A 17,831-nucleotide genomic window follows, 5' to 3' on the forward strand; every position below is an offset into this window, starting at 1 on the left:
TCTCAAAGGAAGTAGTCAAAATCGTTCTCGCGCTTCAGGCGCGACCGGAGCTCCATCACATGGACGGGCGTGCGCTGCGGATCCAGGCTGACGAAATTGCGCTCGCCGTGCCAGAGAAAGTGGGAACCGGTGATCAGATCGTGCAGCTGGTAGGCCTGTCCGGGCTGGATACCGAGCTTGTCCTGTTCGAGCTCGACCCAGCCGCTCTGCGTGTGGTGCGGATCGAGGTTGACCACGCACACGACGGTGTTCGCGCCGTCGGCAGAGGTCTTGGCGTAGGCGATCATCTGCTCGTTGTCGATCTTCAGGAACCGCAGGCCGGCATCGCTCTGCAACGCCGGATTGGTGCGGCGGGCGCGGTTCAGCACCGCGATGAACTCGGCCAGCGAATCGGCGCGCGTGCGGTCCCACACGCGGCGCTCGAACTTCTCTGAATCGAGGTACTCCTCGCCACCGGCACGCAGGGCCTGCGCCTCCAGCAGTTCGTAGGCCGGTCCGTAGATGCCATAGCTGGCGGCCAGCGTCGCTGCCATGGCGACCCGGGCCATGAAGACCGGACGCCCGCCGTACTGGAGCGCAGCGGGCAGGATGTCCGGCGTGTTGGGCCAGACGTTGGGGCGGAAGTACTCGCGGCCGGGGCCGCTGCTCAGCTCGGTGAAGTACGCGGTGATTTCCTGTTTCGTGTTGCGCCAGGTGTAGTAGGTGTACGACTGGCTGAAGCCCACCTTGGCAAGCCGGTGCATCACCCGCGGCCGTGTGAAGGCCTCGGACAGGAACACCACTTCTGGCTGCAGCGCACGCACGCGGGCGATCACCCACTCCCAGAAGGGATAGGCCTTGGTGTGTGGGTTGTCCACGCGGAACACGCTCACCCCTTCACCGACCCAGTGCTCGAAGACGCCCGCCAGCGCGAGCCACATCGCCCGCCAGTCCGAGCTCTCGAAGTCGAAGGGGTAGATGTCCTGGTACTTTTTCGGCGGGTTTTCGGCGTACTGGATGCTGCCGTCCGCACGCTTCTTGAACCAGTCGGGATGTTCGGTCACCCACGGGTGGTCGGGCGCGCACTGGAACGCGATGTCGAGCGCGATGTCGATGTCGAGTTCGGTGGCCTTTTTGACGAGCCGCCGGAAGTCTGCTGCCGTCCCGAGTTCACCGAGGATCGCCGTGTGCCCGCCCTCGGCGGCACCGATGGCCCACGGGCTGCCCAGATCGTCGGCCTGGGCGTCGAGCGTGTTGTTTTTTCCTTTGCGACGCGACCGTCCGATCGGATGGATCGGCGGAAAGTACAACACGTCGAATCCCATGCGCTTGACGTAGGGCAGCCAGGCTTCGCAATCAGCGAACGTGCCGTGCCGGCTGGCGTCGTCCGACGCCGATCGGGGGAAGAACTCGTACCACGCGGAGAAGCGCGCCCGCTCACGCTCGACCGTGACAGCGTAGGTCTGGGGGTCGGTGAACGCATGGCGCAGATCGGGGTAGCGGCGCGCGACGGCGGCACGCGCTTCGTCGTCACCCACGCGTTTCAACGCATCGACGTCGGCCTGGGGGTCGGCGGCGAGCTGCGCGAGTTCGCGCGACCATGCCCGGAGCAGTTCGGCATCGGCTGCTCGATCCGAACGCCCGGCGCATGCTTCGATCAGGCCGGCCCCGGAGGCGGCGGCGATCCGCACGTCGTCGAGATCCACGCGACGCGCGAAATCATGGCGCCAGGACTGGAACGGATCAACCCAGGCACAGACCGCATATTCCCAGGTGCCCAGCGCGGCGACCACGAAGCTGGCGCGCCAGCGGTCGTTGGCGAGCGGCTGCATGGGCGTGCTCTTCCAGTCCGACCCGGCGCTGCGCCACTTCAGCATGCAGGCCACGACGTCGTGGCCGTCTGCAAAACAGTCGGCTTCGACGACGACCTCATCGCCGGTGATGCGCTTGACGGGGAAGCGACCGCCGTCCACCGCCGGCTGGATGTTCTCGATCACCACGCGGACGCGGCCATCGGTCAGGGCGATGGGGTGGACTTCGTTGTCGAGGCTCACGACGCGGCTCCTTCCAGTTTCAGGACCAGCACGCCCAGCGGCGGCAGTCGCAGATTCAACGCGTGAAAGCGGCCGTGCACCGCGACGGGCACGCTGTCAACGCCCCCCTGGTTGCCCACGCCGCTGCCACCGTACACCGTCGCGTCGCTGTTGAGCAGCTCGCGCCAGTGTCCCGGCGTCGGCACGCCCACCAGGTAATTCTCGCGCGGCAGGGGCGTGAAGTTGGCCACCACGAGCACCGCGTCGCCGTCGCCCGACTTGCGCAGGTAGCTCAGCACGCTGCCTTCGGCGTCGGCACCATCGATCCATTCGAAACCCGCGGCATCAAAGTCGAGCGCATGCAACGCGGGCTCGCTGCGGTAGAGGCGGTTGAGATCCGAGACCCACCGCTGCAGGCCGCCGTGTGCTTCGCTGCCGTCGATCAGCCCCCAGTCGAGTTCGCGGTCGTGGTTCCACTCGCGTCGCTGGCCAAACTCGCAGCCCATGAACAGCAGCTTCTTGCCGGGGTGTCCCCACATGTGCCCGTAGAGCAGCCGCAGGTTGGCGAACTTCTTCCAGTCGTCGCCGGGCATCTTTTCGATCAGCGAGCCCTTGCCGTGCACCACCTCGTCGTGCGAAAGCGGCAACATGAAGTTTTCATTGAAGGCGTAGGCCAGCGAAAACGTCAGCTGCCCGTGGTGCCACCGCCGGTGGATCGGGTCCTCGTGCATGTAGGCAAGCGTGTCGTGCATCCAGCCCATGTTCCATTTCATGCCGAAGCCCAGGCCGCCGATGTAGGTGGGCCGCGAGACCATGGGCCAGGCCGTGGACTCCTCGGCGATCACCTGCACACCCGGATGGTCGCGGTACGCCGATTCGTTGAGCTGGCGCAGGAACGCGATGGCTTCCAGGTTCTCGCGTCCGCCATGCACGTTGGGGATCCATTCACCCGCTTTGCGCGCGTAGTCGAGGTAGAGCATGGAGGCCACCGCGTCCACGCGCAGGGCGTCGATGTGGTATTCGTCGAGCCAGAACATCGCGCTCGACAGCAGGAAAGAACGAACCTCGTTGCGCCCGTAGTTGAAGATCGACGAGCTCCATTCCGGGTGAAACCCTTGCCGCGGATCGGCATGCTCGTAGAGGTGCGTGCCGTCGAACTGCGCCAGCCCGTGTGCGTCGGCAGGAAAGTGTGACGGCACCCAGTCCAGAATCACCCCGATGCCCGCCTGGTGCAGCGTATCGACGAGGAACTTGAAGTCCTGCGGCGTTCCGTAGCGCGAGGTCGGCGCGAAATAGCCAGTCGTCTGATAGCCCCACGAGCCATAGAACGGATGCTCCGTGATCGGCATCAGCTCGACATGGGTGAACCCCAGATCCGTCACGTGTTGCGTCAACAACCGCGCCATGGTGCGGTAGTCGAGCATCTCACCGTCCTCGGCGCGCCGCCAGGACCCGAGGTGTACCTCGTAGACGGACATCGGCGCATTCAGCCCATGGGTCGCAGCGCGACCCGCCATCCACGCACCGTCGGCCCACGTGTGGCCATCCAGACGCCAGGCGATGGAGGCGGTGGCCGGCGCCAGCTCGGCGCGAAACGCAAAGGGGTCCGCCTTCTCAAGCCGCTCGCCGGTTGGTGTGAAGACCGCGAACTTGTAGCGCTGCCCCGCCTCGACGCCGCGCACATCGAGCTCCCAGATGCCCGAGCCGTCTGCGCGCGCCTGGGCTTGATCGGCATCGACATTCCAGGCATTGAAATCACCGATCACCGAGACGGAACGGGCGTTCGGTGCCCAGAGCGCGAAACGGGCCCCGGTCGCATGGAGGTGACACCCGAGCTTCTGGTGCAGTCGCGAATGCGTGCCCTCGCGGAACAGGTGGATGTCCTGTTCCCCGAGCGCTGTGCCCGGTCGGGCTGCGATGGTTTTCAGGAGTGGCTTGTTCATTTCAGTTGCTTCCGGTTAGACGGCGGCTTGCGTTGAGCTGCAGCTCGTCGAGGATCGACACCATCGCGCGTTCGTTGTCGGCTGCGTTGCGCATCGGTCGATCGAGATACCGGGTCAGGAAGGCGAGCCCTTGCTGATCGGCATACATGTAGAGCTGCCCCATCTTCTGGGCGACCTCGCGGTATCCGGCCTCGATTTCAAGCACGCGCCGCTTTACTTCCAGCAGCACCTGCTCGGGGACCGGGCCCGCTTCAAGAGCCATCAGGTTCTTCGGATCTGCCGCAGAACGCTTGCGGCGCGATGCGGCGACCGACTTCGTGTTCTCTTTCATATGTGCACATTAACTTATGATCTCTGCGAAACTAATCTGTTTTTTTGAAGTTAAAGTTTGCAAAAATGATCATTTGAACTGCAGCCAGCGCACGTAATACGCCACTTTTTCCCCTATGCGACGAGCAACCACCCATCCCGATGAACTGCGGCTCCTGCTGAACTGGTCCGACTTCCAGACCGTTCTGGCGGTCTCGCGCCATGGCAGCGTGGCGAAGGCCTTCGCGCCACTCGGCATGACACATTCGACCTTGCTGCGCAAGCTCGATCAGATCGAGTCGCGCCTCAAGACCAAGGTGTTCAATCGCGGTCGGCCTCGCTACACCCTCACGGCTGCGGGACATGAGATCGACCGTGCGGCACGAGAGTTCGAGCCACTGGCCATCGGCGCTGAGATGCGCGCCAGCGGAGCAGACCTGCGGCCCAGTGGCGACGTGCGTGTGAGTGTGTCGTCCATCGTCATCGATCATTTGCTGCCTTCGGTGCTTGCGCAGTTCAGGTCGTCGTTCCCGGACGTCCAGATCGAGTTGATCAGCACCCGGGAACACGTCAATCTGCGAAGGCGTGAGGCCGACATCGCGATCCGTATCGCCGACACGGTGCCGGACTGGCTGGTGGGTCGAAAGCTGACCGACCTTCAGTTCAAGGTCTTCACGCGCAAAACGGGGCGGGGGAAATTGCCGCTACAAAGCATCGATGACCTGATGGGCCAACGACGCTGGATCGCCTTCGAGCGCGACTCCCACGATCTGAAGTTCGACCGGTGGCTGGCCGGGCGCGTGCCCGCCGATCAGGTCGTGCTGCGCGTGGACAATTTCAGCCACGCCGCGAACATGGCACGCGCCGGCATCGGCATTGCCCTGTTGCCAGCGTTTGTCGAGTCGAGCATTCCGGATCTGCAACCGCTGACCGCATCGATCGAGGAACTGGTGACGCCTATGTGGCTGGTCACACACCCTGAACTGAAGGACGCCGCCCGAATTCAGGTCCTGATGCGCGCGTTTGGCCCTGCGCTGGCCAATGCCGCCAACCCGCTGCGCGCCTTGCAGCCAGGCCCCACCGTCTAACGACACGCCGTACCACCCTCTCTGGAAGGATCTCGAGATCACCATGGGCCAAACCCACGTGATCCGCATGGGTTGCGGAGCGGGGCTTTTATCTCCCGCTGCCGTTCAAGCCTGAATGGCGAGCTTCTTCATCTTTTCCCACAGCGTTTTGCGGCTGATGCCCAGCACATCGGCCGTTTTCCCGACGCTGCCATCGCAGTGCTGCAGTGCTTTCTGGATGTGTGAGCGCTCCACGGTTTCGACCATGCGCTGCAGGGTGACGATGCCGTCATCGGGCCTGTCATTTGCGATGGCAGAAGATGAAGCCGGGCGCTCGGGAAGGTCCAGCATCCCGCCATCGCTGAGCACCACCGCCTCCTCCAGGAACGAACGCAACTCCCGCACGTTGCCGCGCCACTCCCGGCGCATCAAATCGCGCATGAAGGGTTCGGACATGGCCAGGGGCCGGCCCTGCTCCACCACGATCTGGGCCAGCAGCTTTTCGGTCAGCCAGCGGATGTCTTCCGGTCGCTCGCGCAGCGGCGGCAACTCGATCTTGATGACCGCCAGCCGGTAGAACAGGTCTTCCCGGAACGATCCCGCGTTCATGTCCGCGTAGAGGTCTCGGTTGGTGGCGGCCAGGATGCGAAAGTCGCTCTGGATGGTCCGCTCGGCCCCCAGGCGAAAGAAGCATTTTTCCTGCAACGCTCTCAGCAGTTTGGCCTGCATGCTGGCGGGCAGTTCACCCACTTCGTCCAGAAACAAGGTGCCTTTGTTGGCGCGCTCCAGATAGCCCCTGTGGGTTCGCATGGCCCCCGAGAACGCGCCCTTTTCGTATCCGAAGAACTCCGCCTCCAGCAGGGTCTCTGGGATCGCAGCGCAGTTCACGGCCACGAATTCACCCTTGCCTGCTCTGGGATCGAGGCTGTGGATGAGCTGGGCCGCCACCTCCTTGCCCACGCCCGATTCGCCCGTCAGCAACACCGACACGCGCTGGCTGGCCACCTTGTGCACCATGGTTTCGACCCGGCGCATGGCTACAGAAACACCCAGCAGCGCGTCGTCGTCGGGTGCGGAGGACAGGTCCACCGCATCCTTGATCTTGGCCACCAGGCTCTCGATATCGAAAGGCTTGGTCAGGTACTCCCGGGCACCGGCGCGGACCGCTGCGACCGCATCGTTGACGCTGCCGTATCCCGTCAGGAAAAACCAGGGCAAGGCCCTGACGGTGGCGTGCAAACCGACGAACCATGCGGTGGCCAGGCCGTCTGGCAAGCGAACATCGCTGACCACGGCCGACGGCAAGGTGGCGAGCGCTTCGCGCGCTTCAGCGAGCCGACGGCACCAGCTCACCTGCAGGCCTTCCAGTTCGAAGCGCTGCATCAGCGACTCTCCCATGATGGGGTCGTCTTCAATCAACAAAATGGATGTCATGTCTGGCCTTCCGGCGCTTCTCGGTTCGGGACCTCAAACAAGAGACAGGTTTGTGAGGTTTCGGTGGTGTCGAGCTCGAACCGACCGCGCAGGTGGCTGGCGAGTTCCTGGCACACCCACAGGCCAAAGCCGCGCGGGTCCTTGCCGCTTTCGGCGGCCAGCGTGCTTTTGAACTTGTCTTCGCTCAGCACCGGTCCGCTGTTGTTGATGCAGAACCGTACCCGGGATTCATCGGCCTGGAGGCGCGCGGCAACGACGCCGTTTTCACCCGCCGCCTTGAGGGCGTTGAGCAGCAGATTGAGCATGACTTGCCGCAGCGGCGCAGAGGGCACCCGCAGCGCCGACTCCACATCAACCTGAAACCGGATCTCTGCCCCACGTTTTTCAGCCGTGCCCCTCACCAGGGTCACGATGTCTTCCAGATCACCCGGCTCCAGGGGCCGGTCCTCGATCCGGGCCTGGGGCAACAGGGCCGCCACGGTGGTGCGGATCTGCTGCAACCCCCGGTCGAGCAGATCGATGGTGCGCAGGCGAATCGTCTCCGTGCCCCCATGCAAGCGCAGCGTCTGGGTGGCCGTCAACATGCCCGCCAGGGGGTTGTTGATCTCGTGCGCGACGGCGCCCGTCATCTTGCCCAGAGCCGCCAGCCGCTCGGCCGACAGCGCACGTTCTTCCGCTGCTTTGCGGCGTTCGAGTTCGCCCATCAACTGCGCAATGGCGTCGCCAATGCGGCTCAGCTCAGGGTCCGTGGTCTTGGGGACGTCATCGCGCAAAACCCCGGGGTCATCGCGTCCGATGCGTTCGATCACCTCCACCAGCCGACCCACCGGACGGGCCATGCGTTTGCCTACCCACCACCCAAGGGGGCCGAGCACCGTGACCGCCAAGACAATGCTGATCAGCGCCGTGCGGGCCAGCGCCGACCAGTCAGGCGCGAAAGCGGCCGACTCCACCTCGGTGAACACAAAGCCCAAGGTCTGGCCGTCTTCGCTTCGAATCGGGTCGATCAGCACCACGGAGCCGTCGGGGATCAGGTGAAGCTCCCGTTGTTCCGCCTCCATGGAAGACAGCAGTGGCTGCTCGCGCCAGGGCTTGCCCAGCACCTGGCCGCCGGTCTCAAGCTTCACCGGGTCCGAAGCGGCAAAAACAGCGCCGTCCGGGGTCAGGATGGCCAGACGTGCCTGGTCCGCATCCGCCCCTGGGATGAGCTGGGCCGTGTCGCGCAGCAGCGAGAACACGCGCCAGGTGTCATCGGCCGCCAGCAGGGGGCGCACCTGGGCGATGACCAGGACCACCGCCCGGTCCAGCAGCGACAAGGTGTCGCGGCGCGCATTCTGTGCCTGCACCCGCGCGGTGATGGCCGTGACGAGCACGGCCGCCAGCAGCACGGCCAGAGAAAGCCCCAGCGGTATCTGCACCCGGTAGGGCAGCCGCCTGAGCATCAGCCCGCCACCCCGCTGCCGGGCACCTGCCGGGCTTGTCGGCGAATGGAATCGAACAGGCTCGCCTGTCCTGGCGTGAAGCCGGTCAGATTCAACGAGGCCAACAGATCGCGCCCCACCTCGTCGTCGCCCATGTGCAGCAGGGCTTGCCGAAGTGCTTCCATTTGCGGGTGCTCATGCCCCTTGCGCACGACCAGGGGTGGAAACCCGAAAGATTCCGACTTCCAGATCACCTCGGTCTTGGCAATCGCAGGCATGCCCTGGTCGCGCATCGTCTCCCATACATAACCGTCGATGGAGCCAGCCTGGGCCAGGCGGGCCGCCACGGCTTCGGCCACGTTGCGGTGGCCGTGCGTGAAAAAACCCCGCTTCAGGTCTCGTGCTGACACCCCGGCCTTGCTCAGCTGGGCCTGCGCGACCAGCCAGCCCGAGTTGGAGAGAGGATCGGAATAGGCCAGCACGCGCCCTTTGAGATCGTTCCAGCCCTCGATCTCCGGGACTGGGGTTTTCGAGCGAATGAGATAGGCCTGGTAGAACGGCTGGCCGTGGTACAGCGGCACGGCGAGCAGGGACAGCCCGCTCTCGAAACGCACGAAGGGATACCCACAGATCCAGGCGGCATCGATCTGTCTGGAAAACAGCAGGTCCAGGATGCTTTGGTAGGACTCGCGGGCCACGAACTCGACATCGATCCCCACCCGACTGCCCAGGTAGCGACCCCAGCGCGACAAGAAGGCCACCTGATCCGCCAGGATCACCGGGGTCAGCCCGATGCGCAGGCGGTCCGCTCCCCATCCCGGGAGGGACACAGCCGCCGCGGCGGCGCCGCACATGCCAGCGGCCAGGTAGCGTCTTCGGTTCACAGACATTCTCGCGTTACGTTTTCGTAACTTTGATTTTCATCATGGTTACGAAAATCCCACAGAGAAGAAACCCTAATGAAGTAAGTGGTTGATTTTAAAAGACTTCCTTGCTGGCATGAACGTTGCATACCGGTTCCATGTTTTCACCCAACCAGGAGACAAAATGGAAGACGTCAAGATCGGTCGCCGCTTTTTTCTGAAATCGGGCGGCGCCGCAGCCGCCGTGGCGGGCGCCACCATCATCCCGATTCGCAATGCGAACGCCGCCACCCCGCCGGCATCCAGCGGCACCACGCTGCCGTATCCCAAAAAAGCCGTCGGCTCGGCCAAGGGTCTGCCGCTGAACCAGGCGGTGAGTTTTGCCTACCCCGATGACAGCTCGGCCTGCCTGGCCATCCGCATGGGCTCACCCGTGCCGGGCGGCGTTGGCCCCAACGGCGATATCGTGGCCTACAGCTCGTTCTGCACCCACATGGGCTGCCCGGTCGGCTACGAACCCGGCACCAAGACCTTCAAGTGTGGTTGCCACTTCTCCATCTTCGACCCCGAGAACGGCGGCCAGATGGTCACCGGCCAGGCCACCGAAGACCTGCCGCGCATCCTGCTGGAGTACGACGCCAAGACAGACAGCATCCACGCCGTCGGCGTCGATGGCCTGATCTACGGCCGCCAGTCCAACATCCTGTGAGGAGAGCCGCATGACCACCCAGATCAACGACCGCATCGCGCTGCCCCCGAAAGACGCGCAAAAGACCAACATGACCTGCCACTTCTGCATCGTCGGATGTGGCTACCACGCCTACAAGTGGGATCACAACACCGAAGGCGGCCGCGCCCCGGACCAGAACGCGCTGGGCCTGGACTTCCGCACCCAGCTGCCGCCGTTTGCCACCACCCTGACCCGGGCGATGACCAACACCATCACCGACAAGGGCGGCAAGAAGTGGAACATCATGATCGTTCCCGACAAGGAATGCGTGGTGAACAGCGGCCTCTCCAGCACGCGCGGCGGCAAGATGGCCAGCTACATGTACACGCACGACGGCATCGGCCGCGAGCGCCTGAAGCACCCGCGCATCAAGCGCGGCGACCAGTGGCTCGACACCAGCTGGGAGCAGGCCCTGGCGATCTACGCCGGCCTGACCAAGAAGATCCTCGACAACGACGGCCCTGACGGCCTGTTCTACGACTGCTTCGACCACGGCGGCGCTGGCGGCGGCTTCGAGAACACCTGGGGCACCGGCAAGCTGATGTTCAGCGCGCTGAAAACCCAGATGGTGCGCATCCACAACCGCCCGGCCTACAACTCCGAGTGCCACGCCACGCGCGACATGGGCGTGGGCGAGCTGAACAACAGCTACGAAGACGCCCAGCTGGCCGACTGCATCCTGTGCACCGGTGCCAACCCCTACGAAACGCAGACCAACTACTTCCTGAACCATTGGGTGGCCAACCTCTCAGGCTCCACGGTGGACAAAAAGAAGAAGTGGTTCCCGGGCGAAACAGCCGCCGCCGCCAAGATCATCATCGTGGACCCGCGCCGCTCGGCCACGGTGGCGATCTGCGAACAGGTGGCCGGCAAGGAGAATGTGCTGCACCTGGACATCCAGCCCGGCACCGACACGGCGCTGTTCAACACGCTGTTCACCTACGTCGTGCAGCAAGGCTGGACGGCCAAGGACTTCATCGCCCAACACACCAGCGGCTACGACGACGCGGTCAAGACCAACCGCATGAGCCTGGAAGACGGCGCCAAGGCCACCGGACTGACCGTGGCCCAAATCAGGCAGGCGGCGGAATGGGCCTACAAACCCAAGGCCAGCGGACACCGCCCCCGCACCTTCCACCCCTATGAGAAGGGCATCATCTGGGGCAACGACAACTACGTCATCCAGAGCGCGCTGGTGAGCCTCGTGCTGGCAACACAAAACGTCGGGCGCCGCGGCACCGGCGTGTGCCGCCTCGGCGGCCACCAGGAGGGTTACACCCGTCCGCCCTACCCCGGCAACGGCAAGATCTACCTGGACCAGGAAGTCATCGCCGGCAAGGGCCTGATGTACACGCTGTGGGGCACCAACCCCTACCAGACCACGCTGAACGCTGAACAGCATCGGTTGGTGCTGAGCAAACGCGCCAAGATCGTGGACGAGGCGATCTCGCGAGCCCGCGGAGCGAGCACCGAACAACTGGTGGACGTGATCTACAACGCCTGCAGGTACCAGGGTGGCATGTTCGTGGCGGCCATGAACCTCTACCCCACGCAGCTCGCCGACGACGCGCACCTGCTGTTCCCGGCGACCCACCCAGGCGAAATGAACCTGACCTCCATGAACGGCGAGCGCCGCATGCGCCTGTCCGAAAGGTTCATGGACCCTCCCGGCTCCGCGAAGCCCGACTGCCTGATCGCCGCCGACATTGCCAACACGCTCAAGGCGATGTACCAGAAAGATGGCAAGGCGGACATGGCCAAACGTTTCGACGGTTTCAACTGGAAGACCGAAGAAGACGCCTTCAACGACGGCTTCCGCCGCGCCGGTCGCCCGGGGGTGGAGCCCATCGACAGCCAGGGTGGCCCCACCGGCTACCTCGCCACCTACGAACTGCTGCGCAAGGCCGGCAACAACGGTGTGCAACTGCCCATCAAGGAGGTCAAGGACGGCAAGCTGATCGGCACCGAGATGGAATACGCCGATGGCAAGTTCAGCACCGGCGACGGCAAGGCCCATTTCAAGCCCGCACCGTGGAACGGCCTGCCCAAGATGGTGGCGGACCAGAAGGCCAGGTACAGGTTCTGGATCAACCAGGGCCGCGCCAACGAAGTCTGGCAGACGGCCTATCACGACCAGTACAACAGCTTCGTGCGCGACCGCTACCCGATGGCCTACATCGAGATGAATCCGGACGATGCCAAGGCACTGGGCGTGGCGGCCGGTGACGTGGTCGAGGTCTACAACGACTTCGGCAGCACCTACGCCATGGCCTACCCGCTCAAGGCGATCAAAGCGGGCCAGACCTTCATGCTCTTTGGCTACATCAAGGGCGTGGCCGGTGACGTGGTGACCTCCTGGGTGGACCGCAACGTGGTGCCTTACTACAAGGGCACCTGGGGCGGCATCAAGCGTGTGGGCAGCGTGGACGACTACAAGAAGTCGATCTCGTTCAAGGACCGCCGCTACGCGTAATTGGCCCAAGAAAGGGTGGCGGTGGCCACCCTTTCTTTCTTCGTGACCACAAGACAGGAGACCACCATGGGCAATGCCTCACACATGCCAGCGCCGTGGCAGGAAGTCACCCTGCCATCAAGTCCGTCAGAGCGTGATCCATTCACCGACAACATGGCCGAGGCCTGGATCACATCCCGCCAGAACATATCCCCCAAACGCCTGGTGGAGCCAGGCCCCGACGTTTCGCAGCTGCAACAGATCTTTCGCAGCGCCGCCTCGGCACCCGACCACGGCCTGGTCAAGCCCTGGCGATTTGTCATCGTGCCGCAGGACAAACGCGCCTTGCTGGCCGAGGTCTTTGCACTGGCCTTGGTGGACCGCGATCCAGGCGCAACACTTGAACAGATCGAGTCCGCCCGCGAAAAAGCGCACCGCGCCCCGGCACTGATGCTGGTGGTGGCCCAGCTGGGCGCCTGCGAGCCGCCCATTCCGGCTTTGGAACGCATGGTGTCCGTGGGCGCAGCCGTGCAGAACATGCTCCTGATGGCGCATGGCCAAGGTTTTGGGAGCAGCTTGACCAGTGGGCAAGCGATGCAGTCCACCCGCATGCGCCAGTTGTTTGGGCTCGCTGCGGGCGAAGAAGCGGTTTGTTTCCTGAACATCGGCACCGTCTCCAAACGCAAGGCACGACGCCTGCACCCCGAGGTGCAGAACTTTGTCAGCACGCTGTGACCGCCCTGCTTCGGAACGTCTCTGGCGTTCCCCCGTCGCAACCGGAAACGTGCCATGTGTGATCACCACATGTTCCGAGTCCAGCAACCCAGCTATCGCAATCTAGTCCGCACAAGCCAGTTGTGCTGGTGAGACAACAAACAGAGATCCGTTTTTTGGCCCACTTTTTCCCCACCAGAAACGACTACGCCACCCGAAGGTGGCGTAAAGCGTTGTCATGTATGACAATTTTTGGTGGGCGGTGCAGGGTTCGAACCTGCGACCCCTGCCGTGTGAAGGCAGTGCTCTACCACTGAGCTAACCGCCCGATTGATCTGACCGATCTCTCGGAAGCCTCAAATTATAGCGTCTTATTTGGGTCGTTTTTCCGCTGCGCAGAAAAAATGGACAAGTGCGCGTTCAAGCCATTTCCAGCGACCGCCAAAGCGTCTTGCCTTTGCAGGCCTTGTCCAGATCGGCCAGCGCGGCATCATGCCCCTGCAGCTCCTGTTCATTGGCGTGAAGCACGGGCAGTTCGAACCCGGACAGATCGATCACGATGGCTTCTACGCCCGCTTCGCTGCTTTCATTCCCTTCAATCAGCAACGCGTCCTGGCCACGCGTCATGTTGATGTAGACGTCGGCCAGCAGCTCGGCATCGAGCAACGCACCGTGCAGCGTGCGCCCGGAGTTGTCCACGCCCAGCCGGTCGCACAGCGCGTCCAGGCCGTTGCGTTTGCCCGGAAACATTTCCTTGGCCATCACCAGGCTGTCGGTCACCTGGCCGATCAGGGTACGCAATGGCGGGCGCCCCAGACGTTCCAGCTCCTTGTTGAGGAAGCTGATGTCGAACGGCGCGTTGTGGATGATCAGTTCGGCGTCGCGCAGGTAGTCCAGCAGCTCGTCGGCGATCTGCCCGAACTTGGGTTTGTCGCGCAGGAATTCGTTGCTGATGCCGTGCACCTTGAGCGCGTCCTCGTGGCTGTCGCGCTCCGGGTTGACGTAGAAGTGCAGGTTGTTGCCGGTGAGCTTGCGGTTGAGCAGTTCAACACAGCCGATTTCAATGATGCGGTCGCCGCTGTCGGCGGACAGGCCGGTGGTTTCGGTATCGAGGACGATCTGACGCATGTTCTTCCCTCATATCTGTGTGTGACATCAGCGGCGATCCGGCGCCCGGCCGGATCAGCCCCCTTGGGGGGCAGCGACCCGCGCAGCGGCGGCGCCCCGGGTTCCCACCGGCGGTGGGGAGACGCCAGGGGGTCAATGATTCTCTTTGGCGTGGTTGATCGAGTACTTGGGTATCTCGATGGTCACGTCCTGCTGCGCCAGGATGGCCTGACAGGACAGGCGCGAGTTGGGTTCCAGGCCCCAGGCGCGGTCGAGCAGGTCTTCTTCGTTGTCGTCCAGCTCGTTGAGGCTGTTGAAACCTTCGCGCACGATCACGTGGCAGGTGGTGCAGGCACACACCATGTCGCAGGCGTGTTCGATCGGGATGTTGTTTTCGAGCAGCGCCTCGCAGATCGAGGTGCCCGCTGGTGCGTTGACCTGGGCTCCTTGCGGACAGTATTCGGGGTGGGGCAATATCTTGATGATGGGCATGGGGGTTCCTGTGCGTCGGTCCGCGGCGGGTCTCAGACTTCTTCGAGCCGTTTGCCGGCCAGGGCATGCTGGATGCCCCGGTTCATGCGCATGGCGGCAAAGGCTTCGGTGCCCTTGGCAAGCGCTTCGGTGGCGGATTCGATCGCGGCGGTGTTGTCGCCGGAGGTGATCTGGCCCAGTTGGGCGATGAGATGGTGAATGGACTCCAGCTCTGCGGGCTCCAGCAGGTCGGCGTCGGCCGCCAGGGCACTGTGTGTGGCGGCGATCATGCGGTCGGCGTCCACCCGGGCTTCGACCAGCGCGCGCGCCTGCATGTCTTGCTGGGCGGTGGCAAAGCTGTCCTTGAGCATGGCGGCGATCTGTTCGTCCGACAGGCCGTAAGCCGGCTTGACGTCGATCGTCGCCTCGACGCCGCTCCCCTGCTCTTTCGCATGGACAGACAACAGGCCGTCTGCATCCACCGTGAAGCTCACGCGGATGCGCGCTGCACCCGCCGCCATAGGGGGGATGCCCCGCAGCGTGAAGCGCGCCAGACTGCGGCAGTCGGCCACCAGATCGCGTTCGCCCTGCACCACGTGCAGCGCCAAAGCGGTCTGGCCGTCCTGGTAGGTGGTGAAGTCCTGCGCGAGCGCGGTGGGAATGGGGCTGTTGCGCGGCACGATGCGCTCGACCAGACCGCCCATGGTCTCGATACCGAGCGAGAGCGGGATCACGTCGAGCAGCAGCAGGTCGCCGTCGCGGCTGTTGCCGGCGAGTGCATTGGCCTGGATCGCCGCGCCCAGCGCCACCACCTCGTCCGGGTTCAGGTTGACCAGGGGTTCCTGACCAAAGAACTCGCCCACAGTGCGGCGGATCACCGGCATGCGGGTGGAACCACCCACCATCACCACGCCCTTGACTTCATCCTTGGCGATGTGCGCATCGCGCAGCACCTTGCGCACGGCGGTCATGGTGCGGGCCGTGAGTGCGGTGGTGGCGGCCTCGAACTGGGCCGGCGTGACGGTCTGGCGCAGCGTCTGGCCGCCGACCACTGCTTCGAACACCACATGACCGGTGCTGGCATCCACGGCCGACAGGGCTTCCTTGCAGCGGCGGGCCTCTGCGTGCAGACCCGCACGCTCGGAAGCATTCAGAGGCGTGGTCACGCCCTGCTGCGCCAGCACCCAGGCAGCCAGCGCCTGGTCGAAATCGTCACCACCCAGCGCGGAATCACCGCCGGTGGCCATGACTTCGAAGACACCCCGCGTCAGGCGGAGGATGGAGATGTCGAAGGTGCCGCCGCCGAGATCGTAGATGGCGTAGATGCCTTCCGAGCCGTTGTCCAGCCCGTACGCGATCGCTGCGGCGGTGGGCTCGTTGATGAGGCGCAACACGTTGATGCCGGCGAGCTGCGCCGCGTCTTTTGTGGCCTGGCGCTGCGCGTCGTCAAAGTACGCGGGCACGGTGATGACCGCGCCAAACAGCTCGTCGTCGAAACTGTCTTCGGCCCGAAAACGCAGCGTGGCCAGGATTTCGGCGCTCACCTCCATCGGTGTCTTGCGCCCGGCGATGGTGTCGACCACAGCCATGCCGTTCTCTTCAACGATGGTGTAGGGCAGTTTGTCAGCGTCAGCCACCTGAGCGCGTGTGCGGCCCATCAGGCGCTTGACCGAGCTCACGGTGTTGGCTGGGTCGCTGACCTGCGCAGCCAGAGCGTCGAAGCCGATCTGGCGACCCGAACCGCCTTGCGCCGGGTCGAGGTAGCGCACCACGCTGGGAAGGATCACGCGGCCGTCCGCCGCCGGCAGGCATTCGGATACACCGTGGCGCACCGCTGCCACCAGCGAATGCGTGGTACCGAGGTCGATGCCGACCGCCACCCGTCGCTGGTGCGGATCGAGGGACTGGCCGGGTTCGGAAATCTGCAGGAGAGCCATGGGCGCGGGTTCTGGTGGAGAAAGAAAGCAGAGGGTTGCGGAGGTCAGCCCGCTATTGTCCCAGCTGATCGAGCCGGTTCTCGACGTCGCTGGCAAAGCGCTCAACAAACATAAGGGCTCTGACCTGCTGGGCCAGTGCAGCGAAGTTGCGCTCACCGTCGGCTGTGTGCTGCAGCTGGGTCAACATCGTGCGGCGCGCAGCGCTCACCTCGTCCGCCATGCGCTCCAGCGCCTCGCTGCTGCGGGCGTCTTCCAGGTCTTCACGCCATTGCATCTGCTGCATCAGGAAAGCTGCCGGCATGGCGGTGTTGTTCTCGGCCTGGATCGGCACCCCGTTCAGCTCGCACAGATAGGCGGCGCGTTTGAGCGGGTCCTTCAGGCGCTGGTAGGCCTCGTTGATGCGAACCGACCACTGCATGGCCAGGCGCTGCGCCGACGCATCGGAGGTCGCAAAACGGTCCGGATGGGCCTCACGTTGCAGGTCTTTCCAGCGCTGGTCCAGGGCATCGCGGTCCAGCGCAAATGAAGGTGCAATACCGAAAACTTCGAAGTCGTTGGACAGCAGGTTCATGGCATCAAAAAGCCGCCAGGACGGTACGCACTGGCGGCTACTAGTGGGTGATTCGGCAACAGTATCAGATTCTGAAACTCTCGCCGCAACCGCAACGGTCGCGCTCATTGGGGTTGTTGAAGCGGAAGCCTTCGTTCAGGCCCTCGCGCACGAAATCGAGCTGCGTGCCGTCGATGTAGGCCAGACTTTTCGGATCCACCAGCACCTTGACACCGTTGTCCTCGAACACCACGTCTTCCGGTGCAATCTCGTCCGCGTACTCCAGCTTGTAGGCCAGGCCAGAACAACCGGTGGTCTTGACGCCCAGGCGCACGCCCACGCCTTTGCCACGCTTGGCGATGTAACGGGTGACGTGCCGCGCAGCGGCTTCGGAGATCGAAATAGCCATGGTGCTGGAAATTTTTCCTGGATCAGTTCAGGTGCTTTTTGCGATAGTCGTCCACCGCGGCCTTGATGGCGTCTTCGGCCAGGATGGAGCAATGGATCTTCACCGGCGGCAGCGCCAGTTCTTCGGCGATCTCGCTGTTCTTCAGCGCAGCGGCCTGGTCCAGCGTCTTGCCCTTGACCCATTCGGTCACCAGCGAACTCGATGCGATGGCCGAACCGCAGCCATAGGTCTTGAAGCGCGCGTCTTCGATCACGCCGGTGGTCGGGTTCACCTTGATCTGCAGCTTCATGACGTCGCCGCAGGCGGGTGCGCCCACCATGCCGGTACCCACCGATTCGTCGCCCTTGTCAAAGGAGCCGACGTTGCGGGGATTTTCGTAGTGGTCAACAACTTTTTCAGAATAAGCCATGGT

Annotated in this window: 16 protein-coding genes and 1 tRNA gene; 4 read left to right on the forward strand and 13 right to left on the reverse strand. The window is 63.9% G+C overall.

Annotated features, from left to right (window positions below; all coding sequences use genetic code 11):
* Positions 1-2: 2 nt before the first annotated feature.
* The 3 genes from AC0GNO_RS11135 to AC0GNO_RS11145 are packed head-to-tail and all read right to left on the reverse strand — an operon-like array spanning position 3 to position 4,286.
* Positions 3-2,033 carry an alpha-1,4-glucan--maltose-1-phosphate maltosyltransferase gene (locus AC0GNO_RS11135; protein ID WP_472903950.1) on the reverse strand — a complete coding sequence of 677 codons (2,031 nt, stop codon included), beginning with the start codon at positions 2,031-2,033 and terminating at the stop codon, positions 3-5.
* Positions 2,030-3,955 carry a 1,4-alpha-glucan branching protein GlgB gene (gene glgB, locus AC0GNO_RS11140; protein ID WP_472903951.1) on the reverse strand — a complete coding sequence of 642 codons (1,926 nt, stop codon included), beginning with the start codon at positions 3,953-3,955 and terminating at the stop codon, positions 2,030-2,032. Before glgB ends, AC0GNO_RS11135 begins: the two co-directional genes overlap by 4 nt.
* A gap of 1 nt (position 3,956) precedes the next feature.
* Positions 3,957-4,286, reverse strand: coding sequence for a hypothetical protein (locus AC0GNO_RS11145; RefSeq protein WP_472889051.1), 330 nt, complete (start codon positions 4,284-4,286; stop codon positions 3,957-3,959).
* 115 nt (positions 4,287-4,401) lie between these two features.
* Here AC0GNO_RS11145 and AC0GNO_RS11150 point away from each other — a divergent pair, with 115 nt between their 5' ends.
* The gene (locus AC0GNO_RS11150; protein WP_472903952.1) at positions 4,402-5,352 is read left to right on the forward strand and encodes a LysR family transcriptional regulator; all 951 of its coding nucleotides are present in this window, start codon (positions 4,402-4,404) and stop codon (positions 5,350-5,352) included.
* A 105-nt stretch (positions 5,353-5,457) separates the two neighbouring features.
* Here the strand turns inward: AC0GNO_RS11150 and AC0GNO_RS11155 are convergent, their stop codons facing one another.
* The 3 genes from AC0GNO_RS11155 to AC0GNO_RS11165 are packed head-to-tail and all read right to left on the reverse strand — an operon-like array spanning position 5,458 to position 9,040.
* Positions 5,458-6,765 (reverse strand): sigma-54-dependent transcriptional regulator, encoded by a 1,308-nt coding sequence (locus AC0GNO_RS11155; RefSeq protein ID WP_472889053.1) that lies wholly within the window; start codon positions 6,763-6,765, stop codon positions 5,458-5,460.
* A complete protein-coding gene (locus AC0GNO_RS11160; RefSeq protein WP_472889054.1) occupies positions 6,762-8,207 on the reverse strand; it encodes an ATP-binding protein in 1,446 nt (481 codons plus the stop codon). Before AC0GNO_RS11160 ends, AC0GNO_RS11155 begins: the two co-directional genes overlap by 4 nt.
* Positions 8,207-9,040: a substrate-binding domain-containing protein gene (locus tag AC0GNO_RS11165; RefSeq protein WP_472903953.1), complete on the reverse strand. Its 834-nt coding sequence runs from the start codon at positions 9,038-9,040 to the stop codon at positions 8,207-8,209. The genes AC0GNO_RS11160 and AC0GNO_RS11165 overlap by 1 nt, the downstream gene beginning before the upstream one ends.
* Before the next feature lie 193 nt (positions 9,041-9,233).
* Here AC0GNO_RS11165 and AC0GNO_RS11170 point away from each other — a divergent pair, with 193 nt between their 5' ends.
* From AC0GNO_RS11170 to AC0GNO_RS11180, 3 genes are all read left to right on the forward strand, one after another.
* Positions 9,234-9,758 (forward strand): arsenate reductase (azurin) small subunit, encoded by a 525-nt coding sequence (locus tag AC0GNO_RS11170; RefSeq protein WP_472903954.1) that lies wholly within the window; start codon positions 9,234-9,236, stop codon positions 9,756-9,758.
* 10 nt (positions 9,759-9,768) lie between these two features.
* On the forward strand, positions 9,769-12,252 hold the full coding sequence (locus tag AC0GNO_RS11175; protein WP_472903955.1) for an arsenate reductase (azurin) large subunit: 2,484 nt from the start codon (positions 9,769-9,771) through the stop codon (positions 12,250-12,252).
* Between the two features lie 66 nt (positions 12,253-12,318).
* Positions 12,319-12,966 carry a nitroreductase family protein gene (locus tag AC0GNO_RS11180; RefSeq protein ID WP_472903956.1) on the forward strand — a complete coding sequence of 216 codons (648 nt, stop codon included), beginning with the start codon at positions 12,319-12,321 and terminating at the stop codon, positions 12,964-12,966.
* 232 nt (positions 12,967-13,198) lie between these two features.
* Here the strand turns inward: AC0GNO_RS11180 and AC0GNO_RS11185 are convergent.
* From AC0GNO_RS11185 to iscU, 7 genes are all read right to left on the reverse strand, one after another.
* Positions 13,199-13,273: transfer RNA gene (locus tag AC0GNO_RS11185), tRNA-Val, on the reverse strand.
* 92 nt (positions 13,274-13,365) lie between these two features.
* Positions 13,366-14,073 carry a DNA polymerase III subunit epsilon gene (gene dnaQ, locus AC0GNO_RS11190; protein WP_472889059.1) on the reverse strand — a complete coding sequence of 236 codons (708 nt, stop codon included), beginning with the start codon at positions 14,071-14,073 and terminating at the stop codon, positions 13,366-13,368.
* 132 nt (positions 14,074-14,205) lie between these two features.
* Positions 14,206-14,544, reverse strand: coding sequence for an ISC system 2Fe-2S type ferredoxin (gene fdx, locus AC0GNO_RS11195; protein WP_472889060.1), 339 nt, complete (start codon positions 14,542-14,544; stop codon positions 14,206-14,208).
* A gap of 32 nt (positions 14,545-14,576) precedes the next feature.
* Positions 14,577-16,460, reverse strand: a complete 1,884-nt coding sequence (gene hscA / locus AC0GNO_RS11200) for a Fe-S protein assembly chaperone HscA (protein ID WP_472903957.1) — start codon at positions 16,458-16,460, stop codon at positions 14,577-14,579.
* A gap of 52 nt (positions 16,461-16,512) precedes the next feature.
* On the reverse strand, positions 16,513-17,031 hold the full coding sequence (hscB, locus tag AC0GNO_RS11205; protein ID WP_472903958.1) for a Fe-S protein assembly co-chaperone HscB: 519 nt from the start codon (positions 17,029-17,031) through the stop codon (positions 16,513-16,515).
* A gap of 64 nt (positions 17,032-17,095) precedes the next feature.
* The gene (gene iscA / locus AC0GNO_RS11210) at positions 17,096-17,419 is read right to left on the reverse strand and encodes an iron-sulfur cluster assembly protein IscA (RefSeq protein WP_177133880.1); all 324 of its coding nucleotides are present in this window, start codon (positions 17,417-17,419) and stop codon (positions 17,096-17,098) included.
* 22 nt (positions 17,420-17,441) lie between these two features.
* Entirely contained in the window at positions 17,442-17,828 is a 387-nt protein-coding gene (gene iscU, locus AC0GNO_RS11215; RefSeq protein ID WP_077331347.1) for a Fe-S cluster assembly scaffold IscU, read from the reverse strand.
* Positions 17,829-17,831 lie beyond the last annotated feature (3 nt).

It is taken from the genome of Hydrogenophaga sp. L310 (genome assembly GCF_055703065.1).